Genomic DNA, 19,416 nt, shown 5'->3' with positions numbered 1-19,416 from the left:
GCCCGGCACCGCCGCGCTTGGCAGCGGCGCTAGCCGCCGCAGCGAATCCGGTTCCCGCTGCGGTCCAACGGGTCCGGGCCCAGGCCCAGGTACTTCGCGCGCAACTTGTCCCAGAGTTCCAGCTGGCCCCACTCGGGCTCTTCGCGCATCTGCTGATCGTTGGTGAGGAAGGGGTTCGGCAGCATGATCGTCATCATCTGCTCGTCGCGCCCGTTGAACAGCCGCACGCCCCATGACATCGGGTTGCCGTCCTTGCCGATCCGCCGGTACAGCTCGGCGCGGCTGCACCGGCGAATCCGGCCCAGCTCCGAACCGCTGGCCCGGTGCTTGCCGATGCACAGGTGAAAGTGCCAGCGGCCGAAATCGACGGTGGCATACCCGTCGAGCATCGCGATCTTGCGCGGCGCGTTAGGGGCGGCGACCTCCCAGGCGGCGCCCTGCATGATGATGCCGAACCAGATCTCGTCCCAGTACTCGTCGAAGCACAGGTGCAGCAGCTCCAGCAGGCTCTGCTGATCGGCGGGCAACGGCCACAGTTGTTCGCGGCCGCGGTCTTCGGTGTCGACGATCGGAGGATCGGCGACGACGGTGTTCTCGGTCATGTGGGTGCCTTCCTGTTCCTCGGGATTTCGGGTTTGTGGTCCAAGGCGCAGTCGACGCACAGTCCGCCGCCGGGAGTGCGGTAGAACAGGCAGCAGGTGGTGCGCCGGTAGTCGGTGTGAGCGCCGTTGAAACGGATTGCGCCGGAGAGCCGTTCGTCTTCGCACACGTCGCGGGCAAGACCCCAGCCCGACTCGGTGGCCAGGGCCCGGGCGGCACCGAGAGCGGCGGAGGCGGCATTTCCGTACAGCAGCTTCTCCGAGATCGGACCGAGCCGGCGCAGCGCAGCGGCCAGCGGGGTCAGGTGTCGGCCCAGGACTGTCTCGGCCAGTAGCGTGTCCAGGTCGTCGCCGTGCCAGCCCATCGGCTCCGGTAGGTGCAGTCGAACCGTGCCGCCGGATTCGTTGTACCACAGGTGATCAGGGTCCAGATCCAGCAATAGCCCGTGCTCGGCGAGTGCGCCCAGTCCGATCGACCACAGCCGGGCGGCGAATCCGAGGAAGAAGGTCGACGCCGCAACCCGGTGATCGGATGCTCCGATGCGCTGCCCGACGTTGCCGACAGCTCGGGCGAGCATCATTTGATCGCTGTAGAGCCGCGTGACCGGGCGCCAGTCGCCGTCTAAGGTTCCGGTGGACACCGCGAAATACGGGCTGACGGTGGACAAGTCGGCCAGGGCCGACACCACCTGATCCTGGGGCGCCAAGCGGCGGTGCGGTTCGGCGGGAAGGGAGCGCAGCAGCTGTGGCAGGTCACGTAGCGCGGTGCGGGTGGTCGACGGCGCGGTGCGCAGTGCGACCGCATCGGGAGCGGTTGCGCTGACCATGATTTCGGCGGGTTCGCCGACATCCCAGCCCTCCCGCGACAGCACCCGGGTCAGTGCGGCACGCAACGGCTCGCCGGCGTCAACGCGGGCGGATCGGCGCGCACCGCCGGCGGTGCCGAACGCGAACATGCCGCTGGCCGGGTCAAAGCGCAGCGTGTCGGTGTCGAACATCGCCGCGATGCGCCCGGACAACATCAGCTCCTCACCCACGGTGTCCACCAGCGTTCCCGCGGGATCCAGCAGCCACACCCGATCGGCCACGCGCAGCGCCAACTCCAGGTCGTGAGTGCTGAGCACCACCGCCAGCTGCTGGTCACGGGCCAGCTCACGGAGCAAACCGAACAATCCGGCCCGCGAGGACACGTCCAGGAACGCGGTCGGCTCGTCGAGGATCAACAGGCCCGGCTGCTGCGCCAGGGCGCGTGCGGTCAGCACCCGCTGGCATTCCCCGTCGGACAATTCCGCCGCCGGCCGCGCGGCCAGATGCTGCGCGCCGGTCGCTCGCAGCGCCCAGTCGATGATCTCGTCGTCTTCGGGGCGCAGCCGGGCGCCCAGGCCCAGGTGCGGGATGCGGCCCAGCCCGACCAGCGCCCGGGCCGACAGCAGGCCCGGGTCGATTCGCCCGGTCAACACCACCGCGATCCGACGGGCCAGCTCGTCGCGCGGCAACCCGGTCAGGTCAGCGCCGTCCAGCAGCACCCGGCCGCCCAGCGCGGGCTGCAGCCCGGCCAGCGTGCGGATCAGGGTGGACTTGCCGGCGCCGTTGGGGCCGATCAGCACGGTCAGCTCACCGCGGCGGGCCCGGGCATTCAGGCCGGTCGCCACGGTGGTCGATCGGCGCCGATGGCGGTAACCGATCGTCAGGTCGGCCAGCTGCACGGCCGCTGTTGGGGGCGTCATGACGGCATCCCCGACCCGCGGCGGGCCCGCAACAGCACCGCGATCACCACCGGCGCCCCCACCAGCGCGGTGACGGCATTGATCGGGATGACCAGGTTGCTGTCGGGCACCTGGCTGACGATGCCGCACCCCAGCGCGGCGACCGCACCCAGCAGCACCACCGTCGGCAGCACCACCCGGTGATCCGAGGTGCCCACGGCGATGCGCGCCACGTGCGGCACCACCAGCCCGAGAAACGCGATCGGCCCGCAGAACGCGGTCGTCACCCCCGCCAGCAGCGACGCCGAGGCGACCGTGACGATACGGGCCCGGTGCACGTTGATACCCATTGTGGCCGCGTAACTCTCACCGAGCAGCAGCGCGTTGAGCGGCCGAATCGTCATCGCTGCGGTGACCAGTCCGACGGCCACCAGCGGCAGCAGCAACCGCAGATCGGCCCAGCCGGTCGCGGCGAAACTGCCCAGCCCCCACAGCAGGTATTGCTGCACCCGCTGCGGATCGGAGTAGACCAGCGCCAGACTCACCAGCGCGGTGCTGGCCGCACCCAGCATCACCCCGATCAACAGCAGCGTCGCCGCCGAGCGGGTCCAGCGGGAGAGGCCCAGCACCAACGTCAGCATCGCCGCGGCGCCCACGGCTGCCGCGACGACCTGACCGGTCCGGCTGGCCCCGGCGGTGCTGAAACCGGCCGCACCGCCGGCCAACACCACCAGCGCCACACCGAGGCTGGCCCCGGAGCTGACCCCGAGGATGTAGGGGTCGGCCAGGGTGTTGCGGAACAGGGTCTGCAGCTGCAGGCCGGCGACCCCCAGGGCAGCCCCGGCGGCCAGCGCGGTGAGCACTCGCGGCAGCCGCATGCTCGTCACGATCACCTGCCAGCGCGCATCCGACGGCTGGGCGCCGAACAGCACCCGGACGGTGTCGGCCAGCGGCACCCGCACCGGACCCAGCGCCAGACCCAGCAGGGCCAGCGCCAGCACCGCGGCCCCCAGCCCGGCCAGCACCAGCGTGGTGCGCGGCGGTCTCGTCGTCATCGCCGCACCTGACGGTAGAACTCGAAGGAGTGGCCCGGGGCGAGCTGCGGGTGCAGGATCGCGATCAGGTCACCGAGCAGCAGATCCGGTCGCGCCGTGCCCCGTTCCCAATACAGGTTGCCGCCCCCGGGGGTCATCGCCTGGGTCGCCGACCACACCTGCCCGGTGCGCACCGCGGCCAGTTCACCGTACCGGCTGTCGCGGGCCACCGCGTCGCCGAGCGTTTCCCAAGCGTCGGTGACCAGCCACAGCGGTGCGTTCCCGGCCCGGGTGTACACCGACTCGAAATTCAGCTGCCGGGTCTCGGCGCCGTCGTCGGCCAGCCAGGGATAGCTGCCGCCGGCGTCGGCCACCAGCCGGCCCGAGTAGCTGGCCCCGGTGGGCATGGCCCAGTTGCCCGAATACATGGTGCCCACCAGCACCTCGGCCGGCGCCGCCTGCGCGGCCTGGGCGGCCAGCGCGCGGTAGCGGTCGCGGATGTCCTGGTAGGTCTGCGCGGCCTGTCGCTCGGTGCCGGTCAGCGCCGCGAACACCTTGACCCACTCGGCCCGGCCCAGCGGGGTCGGCTCCAGCCACTCGGCGTCGGCGAGCACCGGGATGCCGGCCTCACGCAGCTTGGGATAGCCGGGGTCGTCCATGCCCTCGGTGACCAGCACGTCGGGCCCGGCGTGCAGCACGCTCTCGATGTTGAGCTGTCCGCCCGGCGCGTAGCCGACGGTCGCACCGGCATGGATGCGGTCCCGGATCTGCGGGTCGGCCACCGCGGCCGGGTTTGCCACCCCGGTGACGACCCCGGCCTGGCCCAGCTCGCTGATCATCGCCAGATGCGTCGTCGACCCCGAGTACAAGCTGCGCACCGGGACCGTGATCTGTTGGGCGCGAGCCAGTTCACCGGTCAGCGCCGGAGCCGGTGTCCCGCAGCGCACCAGCACATACGACACCGGTTTGCCGCCGAGGTAGGGGCGGTGCACGGTCAGGATCTGATAGCTGCGGTGATACTCGAGTCGGAAATTGGTGGCTTCGGCCAGCGTCGACTTGTCCGGAAAGTAGTCGGCGTGCGGGTCGAAGTCGGTGATGCAGCCGGGCCGGGCCTGTCGGGGGGGCGGGGTGTCGGAGCAGCCGGCCACGCCGGCGACCAACGCCAGGACCAGCGCGAGCGCAGGGACTACCGCACGGGACATGGGCGTGCATCAGCTTCCTCGGGGTACACCGCCCCGGTTCGCAGGACGCGAGGACGTGAGTCTCCTGGCTCTCGGATCACTGTTCGCCTCGCCTTCCAGCCCCACAAGCGGCGGGCCGTGGCTGATGAGGGTCACTCCCCGATGACAGTGGCGGGACCGCGCCGGATTCCCACCGGCTTCCTCATTTCGTCATCGCCTTACCGGCGACATTCTTGCACGCCGCGCTGCGTTAGGCTGGCGGCCGTCTCGTGGCGTCAGGAACCCGGTGCGAATCCGGGGCGGTTCCGCCACTGTGAGGGGCGCTGACAGGCACAGCTCCTCGAGCCAGATACTGGCCGCGGGACTTCCGACGACGAGGGGCGCGAACCCCTCAGGAGGCCTGCCTTATGCGGCGCATTGCGCTTCTGTCCACCTCGGATACCGACCTGTTGTCGGCACGTGCCAGTGGGGCGGCCTACCGGCTCGGCAACCCGGCACGTCACGACATCGAACCGCTGGTCGACGGAGTCGACGTCGTGGTGCTGCGGATCCTGGGGTCCTCGGCGGAGATCGCCGACGAACTGAAGCTGCTGCGGGCGACCGGCCTGCCGCTGGTGGTGCTCGGTGGGGAGCGGTCACCCAACGCCGAGTTGATGGAGTGCTCGACGGTCCCGATCGGGTTGGCCGCCCAGGCGCACGCCTATCTCGCCGAGGGCGGGCCGGGCAACCTGGCCCAGCTGCATGCGTTCCTGTGCGACACCGTGCTTTTGACCGGTGAGGGTTTCGACGAGCCGGCGGTGATCCCGGAATGGGGGTACGCGGAGCGGGAGCCGGTCAGCGCACCCGACCGGGTGCGGATCGGGGTGCTGTACTACCGCGCCCATGAGGTCAGCGGCAACGCCGGTTTCGCGCACGCCCTGGCCGACGCCATCGATGCCACCGGCCGAGCGGTCGGGATACCGATCTTCGCCGCCTCGCTGCGCAACGCCCCCGACGAGCTCTACACGGCGTTGGGCACGCTGGATGCGGTGGTGGTCTGCATGCTGGCCGCTGGCGGGGCGATGAACGCCACCGCGACCGTCAGCGCCGGCGACGACGACGGCGCGTGGGACATCGAACGCGTTGCCGCGCTGGACATTCCGGTGTTCCAGGGCCTGTGCCTGGCGTCGTCGCGGGCGGACTGGCAGGCCAACGACGACGGCGTCACCCCGCTGGATTCGGCCACCCAGATCGCGATCCCGGAGTTCGACGGCCGGATCATCACGGTGCCGTTCTCCTTCAAGGAGATCGACGACGACGGGCTGCCGCACTACGCCGCCGATGCCGAGCGGTGTGCACGGGTTGCCGGTGTGGTGGTGAAGCATGCTGTGCTGCGCCACATCCCGAACCGTGACAAGAAGCTGGCGCTGGTGCTCTCGGCCTATCCCACCAAGCACTCCCGGGTCGGCAATGCGGTCGGCCTGGACACTCCGGCGTCGGCGGTGCGGCTGCTGCGCCGGCTGGCCGCCGCGGGCTACGACGTCGGCGACGGCTTCGGGGTGCTCGACATCGAGGACGAAGCCGAGGCCGGGGATCGGCTGATCCACACCCTGATCGCGGCCGGCGGCCAGGACGAGGACTGGCTTTCTGCGGCGCAGCTGACCGAGGCGCAGGTGCGGGTGACCGCTGATCAGTACGCGTCCTGGACCGCCGACTTGCCCGACGCGCTGCGCGACGCGATGACGACGGCCTGGGGCCCCGCACCCGGCAAGCTGTTCGTCAACGCCGCCGGTGAGATCGTGCTGGCCGCCCTGCGATCCGGCAACATCGTGCTGATGATCCAGCCGCCGCGCGGGTTCGGGGAGAACCCGGTGGCGATCTACCATGACCCGGAGCTGCCTCCGAGTCACCACTACCTGGCCGCCTATCGTTGGCTGGCACATGGATTCGGTGCGCACGCGGTGATCCACCTGGGCAAGCACGGCTCGATGGAGTGGCTGCCCGGCAAGACCGCGGCGTTGTCTTCCGCCTGCGCCACCGACGCGATGATCGCCGACCTGCCGTTGATCTACCCGTTCCTGGTCAACGACCCCGGCGAGGGCGCTCAGGCCAAACGCCGGGCGCACGCCACCATCGTCGACCACCTGATCCCGCCGATGGCGCGTGCGGAGTCCTACGGCGACATCGCGCGGCTCGAGCAACTGCTCGACGAGTACGGCAACATCGCCACCATGGATCCCGGCAAACTGCCGGCGATCCGCGGCGAGATCTGGAACCTGATGCGCGCCGCGGAGATGCACCGCGACCTGGGGCTCGACGAGCGGCCCGAGGATGAGGAATTCGACGACTTCCTGCTGCACGTCGACGGCTGGCTCTGCGAGATCAAAGACGCCCAGATCCGCGACGGCCTGCACGTGCTGGGCGGCGCCCCGACCGGTCTCGAGCGGGTGAACCTGGTGCTGGCGATCCTGCGGGCCCCGCAGGTCTGGGGCGGGGTGGACCACGCGGTGCCCGGCCTGCGGGCCGCTTTGGGACTCAAAGAAGATGCCCCGGGGGCCGCCGTCGACGAGATCGAGGAGCGCGCCCGGTCGCTGGTGCAAGCCATGGAGGCCGCCGGCTGGGAGGTCGGGGCCGCCGATTCGCTGCACCCCGACCCCGAGGTGTGCCGGGTGCTGAGATTCGCCGCCACCGAAGTGGTTCCGCGGCTCGCCGGCACGGCGGCCGAGCTGGACTCGGTGCTGCACGCACTGGCCGGGGGGTTCGTGCGGCCCGGGCCGTCGGGGTCGCCGCTGCGCGGCCTGGTCAACGTGCTGCCCACCGGACGCAACTTCTACACCGTCGACCCGCGGGCGGTGCCGTCGCGGCTGGCGTGGCAGACCGGGCAGGCGATGGCCGACTCGCTGGTGCGACGCTACCTCGACGACACCGGACGCTATCCGGAGTCGGTGGGGCTGTCGGTGTGGGGCACCTCGGCGATGCGCACCTCCGGCGACGACGTCGCCGAGGTGCTGGCCCTGCTCGGGGTGCGGCCCGACTGGGATGAGGCCTCCCGGCGGGTGTCGCGGCTGGAGATCATCTCGCTTGAGGAGCTCGGGCGGCCCAGAATCGATGTGACGGTGCGGATCTCGGGGTTCTTCCGGGACGCTTTCCCGCACGTGGTGACGATGCTCGACGACGCCGTGCAGATGGTCGCGACCCTCGACGAGCCGGACGAGCAGAACTTCGTGGCCGCCCACGCCCGCGCCGACCTGGCCGCCCACGGCGACCTGCGCCGGGCCACCACCCGGGTATTCGGGTCGGCGCCCGGCTCTTACGGGGCCGGCATCCTGCAGGTGATCGAGTCCGGAACCTGGCGCGACGACAAGGATCTGGCCGAGGTCTACACCACCTGGGGCGGGTTCGCCTACGGCCGCGGACTCGACGGCTGTGCCGCAGCCGATGACATGCGCACCAACTATCGCCGGATCAAGGTGGCCGCCAAGAACATCGATACCCGCGAGCATGACATCGCCGACTCCGATGATTACTTCGTCTACCACGGCGGCATGATCGCGACGGTGCGGGCGCTGTCCGGGTCCGACCCGAAAGCCTATGTGGGCGACTCGACATCGACGGATGCCGTGCGCACCCGCACCCTGGCCGAGGAGACCGCCCGGGTGTTTCGGGCCCGGGTGGTCAACCCGCGCTGGATCTCCGCCATGCGCCGGCACGGCTACAAGGGCGCCTTCGAACTGGCCGCCACCGTCGACTACCTGTTCGGTTTCGACGCCACCGCCGGGGTGGTGCACGACTGGATGTATGAGAAGCTCGCCGCCGAATACGTGCTGGACCCGGTCACCCGCGAGTTCCTCGACAAGTCCAATCCGTGGGCGCTGCAGGGCATCGTGGAGCGGTTGACCGAGGCCGCCGACCGAGGGCTGTGGGCGGACCCGGATCCTGAGACCATGGCAGCATTGCAACAGGCCTACCTGGAGGTCGAAGGAGACCTGGAGGATCGGTGAAAGTCTGGATTCTCGGGATCGGGATGGGCCCGCAGCACGTCACGCCCGAGGTGGCCGACGCACTGCAGACGGTCGACTATGTGCTGGCAGCCGAGAAGAGCGACGCCGACGGGCTACTGGCGCTGCGGCGGGCTGTCGTCGACGCCTATGCCGGGTCGGTGCCGATCGTTACCGTGGCCGATCCGGCCCGCGACCGCTCGCCGGAGCTGACCGGGACCGGCTACACCCGGGCGGTGGCCGACTGGCATGCCGCCCGGGCCGCGCGCTATGCGGACGTCTTGCGGGCGCGGGGCGGCACCGCCGCGTTCCTGGTCTGGGGTGACCCGGCGTTGTACGATTCGACGATCCGCATCGTCGAGCGGGTGAAAGCCCTTGGAGTGCAGCTAGATTACGACGTAATGCCCGGGATCAGCGCTCCGCAGCTGCTGGCCGCCCGGCATCGGATCGTGCTGCATGAGGTGGGCCGGCCGGTGCACATCACCACCGGTCGGCGGCTTTCCGAGGCCGTCACCGCTGGACAGGACAACATCGTCGCGATGCTCAACCCGGACGGGCTGGACCTTTCCGCGGTGGCCGATTGGACGATCTGGTGGGGCGCCAACCTCGGTGCGGCAGGGGAGCGGCTGGTCAGCGGCCGGGTTTCTGACGTCGTCGACAAGATCGCGGCTGCCCGCCACGCCGCGAAGGCTGAGGCGGGCTGGGTGATGGACGTGTTCCTGGTGCGGCGGACCTGATGGCCGGTCTGCTGATCGCCGGAACCACCAGCGACGCCGGCAAGACCGTGGTCACCACCGGGCTGTGTCGGGCGTTGGCCCGCCGCGGAGTGCGGGTGGCGCCGTACAAGGCGCAGAACATGTCGAACAACTCGATGGTGGTTGTCGGCGCGGATGGTGTCGGCGCCGAAATCGGCCGGGCGCAATGGATTCAGTCGCTGGCCGCCCGAGCCGTTCCCGAGCCGGCAATGAACCCGGTATTGCTCAAACCCGGCAGTGACCAGCGCAGCCATGTGGTGCTGATGGGCCGGCCCTGGGGTGAGCTGTCGTCGTCGAACTGGATGCACGGTCGAGCCGAATTGGCTGCGGCCGCGCACGGCGCCTACGACGATCTTGCCGGGCGCTACGAGGTGGTGCTCGCCGAGGGCGCCGGCAGCCCGACCGAAATCAATCTGCGCACCGGCGATTACGTCAACATGGGCTTGGCGCGACACGCCGGCCTGCCGGTGCTGGTCGTCGGCGATGTGGACCGGGGCGGGGTGTTCGCCGCGTTCTTCGGCACCGTCGCGCTGCTCTCGGCCGAAGACCAGGCCCTGGTGGCGGGATTCATCGTGAACAAGTTCCGCGGGCAGCAGCGGTTGCTCGAACCGGGCCTGGCCGACCTGGAACAGCTCACCGGCCGAAGGGTTTTCGGCACCCTGCCGTGGCACCCCGGGTTGTGGCTGGACTCCGAGGACGCACTTGACCTGGAGGGCCGGCGCTCGACGCGCACCGGCGCGCGGCGGGTGGCGGTGATCCGGCTGCCGCGGATCAGCAATTTCACCGACCTGGACGCTCTCGGCTTGGAACCCGACCTGGACGTGGTGTTCGCCTCCGACCCGCGGGGGGTGTCCGATGCCGATCTGGTGGTGCTGCCGGGAACCCGCGCCACCATGTCCGATCTGGCCTGGCTGCGCTCGCGCGGACTGGATGGTGCGATCGCCGCGCACACCGCCGCGGGCAAGCCGGTGCTGGGGATCTGCGGGGGCTTCCAGATGCTGGGCCGGACGATCAGCGACCCCGACGGCGTGGAGGGACCGCCGGGCGAAGTGGCCGGTCTGGGCCTGCTGGATGTCGAAACCTGTTTCGGCGCAGATAAAGTGCTGCGGGTCTCCGGCGGCGGATACGAGATCCACCACGGCCGGATCACCCGCGGTGACGGTGCCGAGGAGTTTCCCGGCGGCGCCCGCAGCGGCCAGGTGTTCGGCACCATGCGACACGGGAGCTTCGAAGCCGACGCGCCGCGCGCAGCGTTCCTGGCCGAAACGCTCGGCCTGGCGCCATCGGGGGCGTCGTTTCCCGCCGCTCGCGAATACCGACTCGACCTGCTGGCCGATCTGATCGAAGAGCACCTGGACGTCGACGCCGTGCTGAAGTTGGCGCTCGGCGGCCCGCCGCCGGGACTGCCGTTTCTGCCGCCGGGGGCACCGTGACGCACGTGCTGCTGCTCGGGGGCACCGCCGAAGCCCGTGCGTTGGCCGACCGACTGGTTGCCGCCGGGGTCGACGTGACGACGTCGCTGGCCGGCCGGGTGGCCAATCCGCGGCTGCCGGCCGGGGCGGTGCGGGTCGGTGGTTTTGGTGGGATCGACGGCCTGCGTGCGGCATTGGCCGACTACGACGCCGTCGTCGACGCCACCCATCCGTTCGCGACCACCATGTCACGCAACGCGGCCGCCGCCTGTTCGGCTGCCGGCCGGCCACTGCTGCGGCTGGAGCGGCCCGGCTGGGGGGAGCGGGCCAGACCGTCCTGGCAGTGGGTCGACTCGCACGAGCAGGCCGCCGCCCGCGCGGCCCGGCTGGGCCGGCGGCCGGTGCTCACCATCGGGCGCCAGCAGCTGGCGTCCTACCTGGTGGCGCTGGCACAGGCGGCGGTGTTGGCGCGGGTCGTGGACCCGCCGTCGATCACGGTGCCGCCCACCTGGACGGTGGTCACCGACCGGGGGCCGTATGCGCTGCCCGGCGAGCTGGCGCTGCTGCGCGAGCACCGCGCCGACGTGGTGGTGACGAAGGATTCCGGCGGCGAGTACACCTGGCCGAAGATGCTGGCCGCCGACGAACTCGGGCTGCCGGTGGTCATTGTGCGCCGTCCGGACCGGCCGGCCGGCGTGCGATGCGTGTACGACGTCGAGCAGGCGCTGGCCTGGGTGCTAACCGGCGATTGACCAGACTTGCAGGGCCGCGCCGCCGGTGAGCAGCGCGGCGACCTTGACCACTTCCAGGCCGGCGTAGGCGTAGTGGGCGTGCGAGCGGTCGAGCATCCCGCCAGGCGTTGTGGCCTCGGCGGCGGCCAGCACCGCGTCGGATCGGCGGCGCAGCCGGGGCCGGACGAGCAGCGACTGAACCGCCAGCACGGTCACCGCCACACCGACCGCCGCCAGCGCGAGCCGGCCCGGCGGATCGACGGCGACCGTGAGCACCACGACGGCCGCCAGCACGATCTCGACCGCGTTGAGCGCCCGGAACACCAGCCGGCCGATGCCCAGCCCCAGGTGCACGGTGATTCCCGGCGCCCGGAATTTCAGCGGCGCCTCCAGAAACGAGATCGCGAGCACCATGCCCAGCCAGGCGAAGACGACTGCCGCTGCGATCGCACCCATCTCGCCGCGCCTCCCGAGTTATCTGTGTCTGCCGGTTGCAGAAAACGTATCTGTGCAACTCGGTCACAGACAAGTGCGGAGGGGGGTAATGCTCGACACAGGACGTCCGGCACACTGGCAGCCGTGATTGTCGAGCATGGAGTGCTGCCCATCCGCCCCGGCGCCGAGGCCGAGTTCGAAGCGGCGTTCGCCAAAGCGCGGCCGTTGATCGCCGCGCAGCCGGGCTTCCTCGGGATCTCGATGTCCCGTTCGATCGAGTCGCCGAACCTTTATCTGCTGCTGGTGCAGTGGGAGACTGTCGAGGCGCACACCGAGGGTTTTCGTAAGTCGCCGGAGTTTGCGCAGTGGCGGGCGCTGCTGCACGAGTTCTACGAGTCCCCGCCGGTGATCGAGCACTTCGTCGAAATCGAGTAAGGGGTGATGTGGCCGTGGACGCGAAGCGGACCCTGGAATTCAATGCCCGCAACATCGCGGAGTTCCGCAGCAACGGCGGGAAACTGGGCGGCGCGTTCGAGGGTGCGCCGGTCCTGCTGCTGACCACCACCGGCGCCAAATCCGGGCAGCCGCGCACCAGCCCGATGATGTATCTGCCCGAGGGGGAGCGGATCATCGTGTTCGCCTCCAACGAAGGCAAGGACCGCCATCCCAGCTGGTATCACAACCTGCGGGCGAACCCGTCGGCCACGGCCGAGATCGGCACCGAGACCTTTCCCGTCACCGCCACCGAGATCACCGGCGCAGAACACGACCGGCTCTACGACATCCAGGCCGAACGCTACCCGGGTTTCGCCACCTACCGGGAGCGCACCGATCGGGTCATCCCCGTCATCGAGCTGACCAGAACCACGTAGCATTTCGACCCATGGCTCGCTGCGCCTACGCGCATGACGCGGTCGTCGTGCTGCACCCCGGTGGTAGCCCCGACGCTCCCGGCGGTGCCATCGCCCAAGCACTGTGCGGGAGCTGGGATCACCTGCCGCCCTGCCCGCTTGCGCCGCACCACGTCGCCAACCAAGTCGTCGGCGACGACCTGGTATTGCGGGTCCTGTTCGCCGCCGAAGCCGCCGACGAATCGCGCGTCCGGCGCCTCATCGACGAGGCGCTCGCTGCCGGAGAACTGACCGGTCCCGACGGGCTGGTGACGAATTGGCGGCTGAAATCTGCCGCTGCCGGCCAGGTCCGGCCCAGCGAGCAAAGCCATGCTGCCGAACTGATCGCACACGACTGAACGGCGCTCAGGACTCCGCGAGTTCCTTGACCCTGGGGTCGACTGGCCGGCCGGTGACCTTGCTGGCGGCCACAGCGGCTCGGGCGGCTGCCTTGGCGACATCGAGGTCGGACATGTAATCCCGGCGTTTCGAGGGCTCAGGCCTGTCTTCGGCTGCCATGGCTGTCCTCCTTGCCCGCAGCGGCCAAAGCCGCGTATTCCGCAATGACCTGAACGATAGAGCCGTCATCGACGGTCACCAGTTTAGACCGCATCAGCGTGGCCAGCAGGGACCAGCCGAGTCCGGCCTGGCTGTTGCTCTGGTCGAACGTCCGCTCAAAAGCCCAGGTGGTGCGTCGCCACCATTCGCTACGCCGGTCGGCCCGGTTCTTCTGCTGCCAGGTGACGACGACGCCGACGGTCGCCAGACCGCCGACGATCAACGTCACCCAGGATTGTGGGGGCACGAACCTGACGCTAAAGCCGGCCAGGCCCACCAACAACGCCTAGAGCCGGGTTACGTCCGCGCACCCAGAATCACCGCGCCGGCCACCGCACCGACGCCCACCCGCCGGGCCAGCCGCACCGCCCGCGGAATGTCGGCGGGAACCGGAGCCCGCCCGTGTCCCATCAGGGCACGGTCCTCACGGCGATTGCCGTAATAGTGGTTGACGCCGCCGAGCTGCAAGCCCAGCGCCCCGGCGAAAGCGGCCTCGACCACCCCGGCGTTGGGACTGGGGTGATGCCGGGCGTCGCGACGCCACGCCCGCAGCGCGCCAAGGGAATCCGGCCCCAAGGCGGCGGCCAGGACTCCGCTCAGCCGGGAGCCCGGCAGGCCCAGCACGTCATCCAGCCGGGCCGCCGCCCAGCCGAAGCGGCCGTAGCGAGGGTTGCGGTGGCCGATCATCGCGTCCAGGGTGTTGACGGCACGATGCGCCACCAGACCCGGAATCCCCGCCACTGCACCCCACACAAGGGATGCCACCACCGCATCGGAGGTGTTCTCCGCGACGGATTCGACGACAGCCCGGGCGATCTCGTCGGGTCCCAGCGCGGCGGTGTCACGCCCGACCAGGTTCCGCACCTGAACGCGCGCCCGGTCAAGGTCTCCGGCGGCCAGCAAGTCATGCACCGCGCACGCCTCCCGCTCCAGGGATCGCCCGCCGAGCACCGCCCAGGTCGCCAGGGCGGTCAGCGCGGTATGCGCCAACGGGTTTCGGGCGCAGCGTTCAGTGGCATAGGCCAGCCCGGTGACCCCTGCGAGCAGCACCAGAGTGTGGGCGACACCGCTGGCGCGGCTGTCGCGGTAGAGCCGCTGCTCCAACGCCAGCGCGCACGTCCCGAATCCGGCGACCGGGTGCCGTCGGCGCGGATCCGCCCAGGCGCGGTCGGCGGTGTAGCCGAGCAGCAACCCGAAAGCCCGGGCCGCCATCACCGCAGAATCCGGTCGAGGGCGGTCAGCAGCCGAGCCGTCACCTCCGGGGGGCGGGCCGCGATCCGCACCCAGCTGTCGTCGAGGCCCGGGAAGGTGTCGGCCCGCCGCACCGCGATACCGTTGTCCCGCAACGCCGCATGGACGCCTGCGCCCACACGGGCCAGCACATACGGGGCGACACCGGCGACGAACGGCACCCCGCGCTCGCTGAGTGCCGTGCCCAACTGATCCCGCCACTGCGCCAACCGGCCTGCCCGGCACTCGCTTTCGGCCAGCGCCCGCTCATCAGAGCAGGCCAGCATGGCGGCCAGCGCCGGCGCCGACACCGACCAGGGAATCTGCAGCCGCGCCGCATCGGCGATCAACGACGGATCGCCTACCAGATACCCCGCCCGCACCCCGGGAATCGACCAGTGCTTGGTCAGGCTGCGGCTCACCAGCAGACCCGGCTGTGGCGAACCAGCCAAACCTTCCGGCTCACCGGGAACAGCGTCCAGAAACGCCTCGTCAACCAGAACCACCCGCTCGGCCCGCATCAGCGAAAGCAACACCGAAGCCGGATGCAGCACCCCGGTCGGGTTGGTCGGGTTGCCGACGACGACGAGGTCCGCGTCGTCGGGCACCGCGGTGGGGTGCAGGGCGAAACCGTCGTCGGCCCGGCACAGCACGGTCTCGACGGTGTGGCCGGCGGCGATCAGCGCGGCGTGCGGCCCGGTGTACTGCGGGTGGACCACCACCGGCCGTCGCCACCGGCGCAGCCGGGCCACCAGATCAAAGGCCTCCGAGGCGCCCGCGGTGGGCAGCACTGCATCGGCGCCAACGCCATGCCGGGCGGCCAGGGCATCACGGGCGGCGGACGCATCCGGATAAGCCGAGGCGTCATCCAGCGAGGCGTGCAGGGCGGCCTCGAGCCAGTCCGGGCGCGGCCCGCCGACGACGTTCACCGCGAAATCCACCAGCCCGGGCCGCGCCTCGGTATCGCCGTGATGGTGCAGGTCCGGGCCGGTGAACTCATGCACGGCGTCGGCGAAACGCTGAGCCAGCCGCGGATACCCGGCCCAGTGGATATGCAGATACGACGCGTGCAGCCGCGGCCCGGCCACACCGTCCGGGCCGTCCGGCAGCTGCCAGGCGGGACTCACCGGCTCCTCGAAAGTGGCTCGGGTGCGGTGGAATTCATGCCCGGTGACCCGCAAGCCGGCCTCCGCGAGCAGCGAATCGGCCGGTGCGACGGCATCCCGGTAGCCCAGGGTCAGCCGCGGCGACATCTGCGCGGCCCCGGCCAGCGCCCCCACGCCGGGCGCCTCGCCGACACTGCGGCACAGGTAGGCCAACCCGCCGCATTCGGCGACGGTCGGCACCCCGGCGGCAATAGCCGCCCGCAGTGCACCCAACAGTGCGGTGTTGGCGGCAAGCTGTCCGGCGTACACCTCCGGGAACCCGCCGCCCAGGTAGATCCCCGCCGTCCCGGCCGGCAGGCGGGAGTCGGTGAGCGGGTCGAAGCAGACCACCTCGCAACCTGCGGCGCGCAGCAGTTCGAACGTCTCGGTGTAGCCGAACGTGAACGCTCGCCCGCCGGCGACCGCCACCACCGGACGCGCCGACGACGCGGCGCATACCTCGGCGGCCGGATCCCACGCGGTGCCAACCAGATCCGGTGCCTGGCGCGCCACGGCCGTCACCGCGTCGAGGTCGACATGCTGCTCGATCAGCTCGGCCAGCCTGGCCAGCATGGCACCGGACTCGTCGCGTTCGGCGGCCGGCACCAGCCCGAGATGCCGCGACGGGGTCTGCACACCCGCATCACGGGGCAGCACCCCGAGCAGCGGAATACCGCTCGGGCGCAAGGCAGCGACGACCTCGTCGGCGTGCCGGGCGCTGGCGGCCTGGTTGAGGATCACCCCGGCCACGTGCACCTCCGGGTCGAAACCAGCCAGCCCCGCCACCACCGCCGCGTGAGTGCGCGCGGCATGCGAGATGTCGACGACCAGCACCACCGGGGAGGCGGTCAGCGCCGCGACGTGGGCGGTGGAGGCCTCACCGTCAGAACCGAGTCGGCCGTCGAAAAGCCCCATCACGCCTTCGATTACGGCGATATCCGCGCCGGCGGCACCGTGCAGCAGCAGCGGCACGATCCGGTCCGCACCGACCAGCACCGGGTCCAGGTTGCGGGCCGGGCGCCCGGTGGCCAGCGCGTGATAGCCCGGATCGATGTAGTCCGGGCCGACCTTGTGCCCGCTGACCTGCAGGCCGCGCGCGGCCAGCGCCGCCATCAGCCCGACCGCCACGGTGGTCTTGCCGTGCCCGGATGCGGGCGCGGCGACAACGACGCGGGGGAGACTTACCATTCGATCCCGCGCTGGCCCTTCTGGCCGGCGTCCATCGGATGCTTGACCTTGGTCATCTCGGTGACCAGGTCGGCGATCTCGACCAGCCGCGGATGAGCGCGGCGGCCGGTGATGATCACATGCTGGTGGCCCGGCCGGTTGGCCAGGGTCGTCACCACGTCGTCGATGTCCACCCAGCCCCAGTTGATCGGGTAGGTGAACTCGTCGAGCACGTACAGGTCGTGGGTCTGCTCGGCGAGACGGCGTTTGATCTCGGTCCAGCCGGCCAGCGCGTCGCCGGCGTGGTCCTCGGTGCTGCCGGACTTGCGGCTCCACGACCAGCCCGAGCCCATCTTGTGCCACTGCACCGGGCCGCCCACACCGGTCTCGTCGTGCAGGGTGCCGAGCCGCTCCAGCACCGCCTGCTCGCCGACCCGCCATTTCGCGGACTTCACGAACTGGAACACCCCGATCCGAAAGCCCTGATTCCAACCGCGCAGCGCCATCCCGAACGCCGCGGTGGACTTGCCCTTGCCGTCGCCGGTGTGCACCATCAGCAGCGGCCGGTTGCGGCGCTGCCGGGTGGTCAGGTTGTCGTCGGGCACCGTCAGCGGTTGTCCTTGCGGCATCAGGCGGCTCCCTTTCCGGTGGCGTCCCGGACGATGTCGGCCAGCGCCTCGGCACTGAGCTGCGGCAGCGGAACGTATTCGGCCCGCAGATGCTCAGCCAGTGTGCGCGCCAACCCGAGCCGCATCCGGCCGCTCTCACAGTCCACGACGACCGTCGAAAAACCTTGGGCGGCAAGCGCAAGAGCGGCCTGGCGGGACCGTTCGACAGGGTTGATACCGGCGGTGGCCCGGCCGTCGGTGAGCACCACCAGCAGCGGACGGCAGGCCGGCTCGCGTAGCCGTTCGCGGCGGATCACCTCGGCGGCTTGCAGCAGCCCTTCCGCCAGCGGCGTGCGGCCACCGGCGGGCAACTGCTCGAGGCGCGCCGCGGCGATCTCCACCGACCCGGTCGCGGGCAGCGCCACCTCGGCATGCGTGTCGCGAAACGTCACCACCGCGACCCGGTCCCGGCGGCGGTAGGCGTCCAGCAGCAGGGACAGGATCGCGGTCTTGACATGCCGCATCCGCTCGGCGGCGGCCATCGACCCGGAGGTGTCGACTACGAACAGCACCAGGTTCGCCTCGCGGCCCTCCCGCACGGCGCGGCGAAGGTCGTTGGCCTGCAGCACCATCGGCCCACCCACCCGGCCGCGGCTGCCCTGATGCGGGGCGGCGGCCCGCACTGTCTCGAACAGGTGGAGCCCCCCGGTGGTGCCGGCGGCGGTGGCGCCCACGCGGCGCCCGGAGCTGGTGCGGGCCCGGCTGCGCCGTCCGGCGCGCCCGGCACCCACCCCGTCGACGGTGAAAAGCCGTGCCCGGTAAGGGGTATCTGCGCCGACGGTCGAGGTGCTGTCGGCTTTGTTCGGCGCCGGACCGTTCGGGCCGGCTGGGGCGGTGTGGCCGCCATCGGGTTCGGGGCCCTCGGGGTCCGGGTCGGGTTCAGGATCCTCCGGCGGCAGCAACTCGTCGAGTTCGGCCTCGTCGAAGCCGGGGGCGTCAAACGGCTTGCGCCGCCGGCGATGCGGCAGCGCCAACCGGGCGGCGACCCGCAGATCTTCGATGTTGACCGCGTCGCGGCCCTGCCATGCCGCATGGGCGACCGCGGTGCGGGCACAGACGATGTCGCCGCGCAGGCCGTCCACGTCGAACGCCGCGCAGATCTCGCCGATCTTGACCAGTGCGGCGTCGGTGAGCTGCACGTGCGAAAGCAACTGCTGCGCAGCACGGATCCGCGTGCGCAACCGTTCCTCGGCGGCGGCGTACCCCGCTGCGAAACCCTCCGGGTCGGCGTCGAAGGCCAGCCGGCGGCGTACCGCTTCGGCACGCACCGCCGGATCACGCGGCGCGGCGACCTCCACGGTCAACCCGAACCGATCCAGCAGTTGCGGGCGCAACTCGCCCTCCTCGGGATTCATCGTCCCGACGATCACGAAACGCGCCGCGTGGGTGACCGAGACGCCGTCGCGTTCGACCGTCAGTCGTCCCATGGCAGCCGCATCCAGCAGCAGGTCCACCAGGTGGTCGGCGAGCAGGTTGACCTCGTCGACGTAGAGGATGCCGCGGTTGGCCCGGGCCAGCAGGCCGGGCTCGAACTCCACTACGCCGGCGCCCAGCGCCCGCTCCAGGTGGATCGACCCCACCACCCGGTCCTCGGTGGCGCCGACCGGCAGCTCCACCAGCCGCACCGGGCGGGTCTGCACGGGGGCGTCGGCGGGGAACGGGCCGTCGGGGGAGAGCGGGTTGGCCTCGGCGGGATCGGAGGAGAACCGGTCGTCGGCGACCACGTCGATGGCGGGGAGCACCTGGGTCAGCGCCCGGACCAGCGTCGACTTGGCGGTGCCCTTCTCGCCGCGGATGAGCACCCCACCGATGCCGGGGGAGATCGCGCTCAGGACGAGCGCCAGCGCCATGTCGTCGAGGCCGCCCGGGGCGTCCGGGTCGCCGCCGAGGACGGCGGGGAAGGGGTAGAGCTGTTGCATTGAGGCTCC

18 protein-coding genes and 2 riboswitches are annotated in these 19,416 nt (G+C 70.9%); of the genes, 7 read left to right on the top strand and 11 right to left on the bottom strand.

Annotated elements, in window-relative coordinates; all coding sequences use genetic code 11:
- Positions 1 to 29: 29 nt before the first annotated feature.
- The 4 genes from A5694_RS13635 to A5694_RS13620 are packed head-to-tail and all read right to left on the bottom strand — an operon-like array spanning position 30 to position 4,541.
- Positions 30 to 602: a DUF7676 family protein gene (locus A5694_RS13635; protein WP_064922370.1), complete on the bottom strand. Its 573-nt coding sequence runs from the start codon at positions 600 to 602 to the stop codon at positions 30 to 32.
- Positions 599 to 2,326 carry an ATP-binding cassette domain-containing protein gene (locus A5694_RS13630; protein ID WP_064922369.1) on the bottom strand — a complete coding sequence of 576 codons (1,728 nt, stop codon included), beginning with the start codon at positions 2,324 to 2,326 and terminating at the stop codon, positions 599 to 601. The genes A5694_RS13635 and A5694_RS13630 overlap by 4 nt, the downstream gene beginning before the upstream one ends.
- Entirely contained in the window at positions 2,323 to 3,360 is a 1,038-nt protein-coding gene (locus A5694_RS13625) for a FecCD family ABC transporter permease (RefSeq protein ID WP_064922368.1), read from the bottom strand. The genes A5694_RS13630 and A5694_RS13625 overlap by 4 nt, the downstream gene beginning before the upstream one ends.
- Positions 3,357 to 4,541 carry an ABC transporter substrate-binding protein gene (locus A5694_RS13620; protein ID WP_064922367.1) on the bottom strand — a complete coding sequence of 395 codons (1,185 nt, stop codon included), beginning with the start codon at positions 4,539 to 4,541 and terminating at the stop codon, positions 3,357 to 3,359. The genes A5694_RS13625 and A5694_RS13620 overlap by 4 nt, the downstream gene beginning before the upstream one ends.
- A gap of 37 nt (positions 4,542 to 4,578) precedes the next feature.
- Positions 4,579 to 4,768: riboswitch (cobalamin riboswitch) on the bottom strand.
- Positions 4,763 to 4,895, top strand: a riboswitch (cobalamin riboswitch). Its footprint overlaps the riboswitch before it by 6 nt.
- Before the next feature lie 32 nt (positions 4,896 to 4,927).
- Here A5694_RS13620 and A5694_RS13615 point away from each other — a divergent pair.
- Genes A5694_RS13615 through A5694_RS13600 form a run of 4 tightly spaced genes read left to right on the top strand, consistent with a single transcriptional unit; the run spans position 4,928 to position 11,416 of the window.
- Positions 4,928 to 8,500 carry a cobaltochelatase subunit CobN gene (locus tag A5694_RS13615; protein WP_064922366.1) on the top strand — a complete coding sequence of 1,191 codons (3,573 nt, stop codon included), beginning with the start codon at positions 4,928 to 4,930 and terminating at the stop codon, positions 8,498 to 8,500.
- Complete coding sequence (cobF, locus tag A5694_RS13610) at positions 8,497 to 9,234, top strand: precorrin-6A synthase (deacetylating) (RefSeq protein ID WP_064922365.1); 738 nt, start codon at positions 8,497 to 8,499, stop codon at positions 9,232 to 9,234. Before A5694_RS13615 ends, cobF begins: the two co-directional genes overlap by 4 nt.
- Entirely contained in the window at positions 9,234 to 10,685 is a 1,452-nt protein-coding gene (locus A5694_RS13605) for a cobyric acid synthase (RefSeq protein WP_064922364.1), read from the top strand. Before cobF ends, A5694_RS13605 begins: the two co-directional genes overlap by 1 nt.
- Complete coding sequence (locus A5694_RS13600) at positions 10,682 to 11,416, top strand: cobalt-precorrin-6A reductase (RefSeq protein WP_064922363.1); 735 nt, start codon at positions 10,682 to 10,684, stop codon at positions 11,414 to 11,416. Before A5694_RS13605 ends, A5694_RS13600 begins: the two co-directional genes overlap by 4 nt.
- Here A5694_RS13600 and A5694_RS13595 read toward each other — a convergent pair.
- Complete coding sequence (locus A5694_RS13595) at positions 11,402 to 11,851, bottom strand: hypothetical protein (RefSeq protein ID WP_064922362.1); 450 nt, start codon at positions 11,849 to 11,851, stop codon at positions 11,402 to 11,404. The genes A5694_RS13600 and A5694_RS13595 overlap by 15 nt on opposite strands.
- Before the next feature lie 123 nt (positions 11,852 to 11,974).
- Between A5694_RS13595 and A5694_RS13590 the strand changes: the two genes are divergently transcribed.
- From A5694_RS13590 to A5694_RS13580, 3 genes are read left to right on the top strand one after another with little or no spacing between them, the layout of a single operon-like run.
- The gene (locus tag A5694_RS13590) at positions 11,975 to 12,265 is read left to right on the top strand and encodes an antibiotic biosynthesis monooxygenase family protein (RefSeq protein WP_064922361.1); all 291 of its coding nucleotides are present in this window, start codon (positions 11,975 to 11,977) and stop codon (positions 12,263 to 12,265) included.
- Between the two features lie 14 nt (positions 12,266 to 12,279).
- Positions 12,280 to 12,702, top strand: a complete 423-nt coding sequence (locus A5694_RS13585) for a nitroreductase family deazaflavin-dependent oxidoreductase (protein ID WP_064922380.1) — start codon at positions 12,280 to 12,282, stop codon at positions 12,700 to 12,702.
- Between the two features lie 11 nt (positions 12,703 to 12,713).
- Positions 12,714 to 13,079: a hypothetical protein gene (locus A5694_RS13580; RefSeq protein WP_064922360.1), complete on the top strand. Its 366-nt coding sequence runs from the start codon at positions 12,714 to 12,716 to the stop codon at positions 13,077 to 13,079.
- A 7-nt stretch (positions 13,080 to 13,086) separates the two neighbouring features.
- Here A5694_RS13580 and A5694_RS24095 read toward each other — a convergent pair whose 3' ends face one another.
- From A5694_RS24095 to A5694_RS13555, 6 genes are read right to left on the bottom strand one after another with little or no spacing between them, the layout of a single operon-like run.
- On the bottom strand, positions 13,087 to 13,239 hold the full coding sequence (locus tag A5694_RS24095) for a hypothetical protein (protein WP_165604295.1): 153 nt from the start codon (positions 13,237 to 13,239) through the stop codon (positions 13,087 to 13,089).
- Positions 13,217 to 13,555, bottom strand: a complete 339-nt coding sequence (locus A5694_RS13575; protein ID WP_234786352.1) for a hypothetical protein — start codon at positions 13,553 to 13,555, stop codon at positions 13,217 to 13,219. Before A5694_RS13575 ends, A5694_RS24095 begins: the two co-directional genes overlap by 23 nt.
- A gap of 20 nt (positions 13,556 to 13,575) precedes the next feature.
- The gene (locus A5694_RS13570) at positions 13,576 to 14,490 is read right to left on the bottom strand and encodes a cobalamin biosynthesis protein (RefSeq protein ID WP_064922359.1); all 915 of its coding nucleotides are present in this window, start codon (positions 14,488 to 14,490) and stop codon (positions 13,576 to 13,578) included.
- Positions 14,490 to 16,841, bottom strand: a complete 2,352-nt coding sequence (locus tag A5694_RS13565) for a cobyrinate a,c-diamide synthase (protein ID WP_064922358.1) — start codon at positions 16,839 to 16,841, stop codon at positions 14,490 to 14,492. Before A5694_RS13565 ends, A5694_RS13570 begins: the two co-directional genes overlap by 1 nt.
- On the bottom strand, positions 16,835 to 17,449 hold the full coding sequence (gene cobO / locus A5694_RS13560; protein WP_064922357.1) for a cob(I)yrinic acid a,c-diamide adenosyltransferase: 615 nt from the start codon (positions 17,447 to 17,449) through the stop codon (positions 16,835 to 16,837). Before cobO ends, A5694_RS13565 begins: the two co-directional genes overlap by 7 nt.
- The gene (locus A5694_RS13555; RefSeq protein WP_064922356.1) at positions 17,449 to 19,407 is read right to left on the bottom strand and encodes a magnesium chelatase subunit D family protein; all 1,959 of its coding nucleotides are present in this window, start codon (positions 19,405 to 19,407) and stop codon (positions 17,449 to 17,451) included. Before A5694_RS13555 ends, cobO begins: the two co-directional genes overlap by 1 nt.
- Positions 19,408 to 19,416 lie beyond the last annotated feature (9 nt).

This window comes from Mycolicibacter sinensis (genome assembly GCF_001667945.1).
Lineage (GTDB): Bacteria > Actinomycetota > Actinomycetes > Mycobacteriales > Mycobacteriaceae > Mycobacterium > Mycobacterium sinense_B.
The sequence above is the reverse complement of the archived record's forward strand: the minus strand, read 5'-3'. Positions and strand labels throughout refer to the sequence as shown.

What these genes read in the sequence shown, in the direction of transcription:
- A5694_RS24095 (WP_165604295.1), bottom strand. Translation starts at nt 13,239, where the DNA reads ATGGCAGCCGAAGACAGGCCTGAGCCCTCGAAACGCCGGGATTACATG.
- A5694_RS13625 (WP_064922368.1), bottom strand. Translation starts at nt 3,360, where the DNA reads ATGACGACGAGACCGCCGCGCACCACGCTGGTGCTGGCCGGGCTGGGG.
- A5694_RS13620 (WP_064922367.1), bottom strand. Translation starts at nt 4,541, where the DNA reads ATGTCCCGTGCGGTAGTCCCTGCGCTCGCGCTGGTCCTGGCGTTGGTC.
- A5694_RS13565 (WP_064922358.1), bottom strand. Translation starts at nt 16,841, where the DNA reads ATGGTAAGTCTCCCCCGCGTCGTTGTCGCCGCGCCCGCATCCGGGCAC.
- A5694_RS13605 (WP_064922364.1), top strand. Translation starts at nt 9,234, where the DNA reads ATGGCCGGTCTGCTGATCGCCGGAACCACCAGCGACGCCGGCAAGACC.
- cobO (WP_064922357.1), bottom strand. Translation starts at nt 17,449, where the DNA reads ATGCCGCAAGGACAACCGCTGACGGTGCCCGACGACAACCTGACCACC.
- A5694_RS13580 (WP_064922360.1), top strand. Translation starts at nt 12,714, where the DNA reads ATGGCTCGCTGCGCCTACGCGCATGACGCGGTCGTCGTGCTGCACCCC.
- A5694_RS13555 (WP_064922356.1), bottom strand. Translation starts at nt 19,407, where the DNA reads ATGCAACAGCTCTACCCCTTCCCCGCCGTCCTCGGCGGCGACCCGGAC.
- A5694_RS13570 (WP_064922359.1), bottom strand. Translation starts at nt 14,490, where the DNA reads ATGGCGGCCCGGGCTTTCGGGTTGCTGCTCGGCTACACCGCCGACCGC.
- A5694_RS13635 (WP_064922370.1), bottom strand. Translation starts at nt 602, where the DNA reads ATGACCGAGAACACCGTCGTCGCCGATCCTCCGATCGTCGACACCGAA.
- A5694_RS13630 (WP_064922369.1), bottom strand. Translation starts at nt 2,326, where the DNA reads ATGACGCCCCCAACAGCGGCCGTGCAGCTGGCCGACCTGACGATCGGT.
- A5694_RS13615 (WP_064922366.1), top strand. Translation starts at nt 4,928, where the DNA reads ATGCGGCGCATTGCGCTTCTGTCCACCTCGGATACCGACCTGTTGTCG.
- A5694_RS13595 (WP_064922362.1), bottom strand. Translation starts at nt 11,851, where the DNA reads ATGGGTGCGATCGCAGCGGCAGTCGTCTTCGCCTGGCTGGGCATGGTG.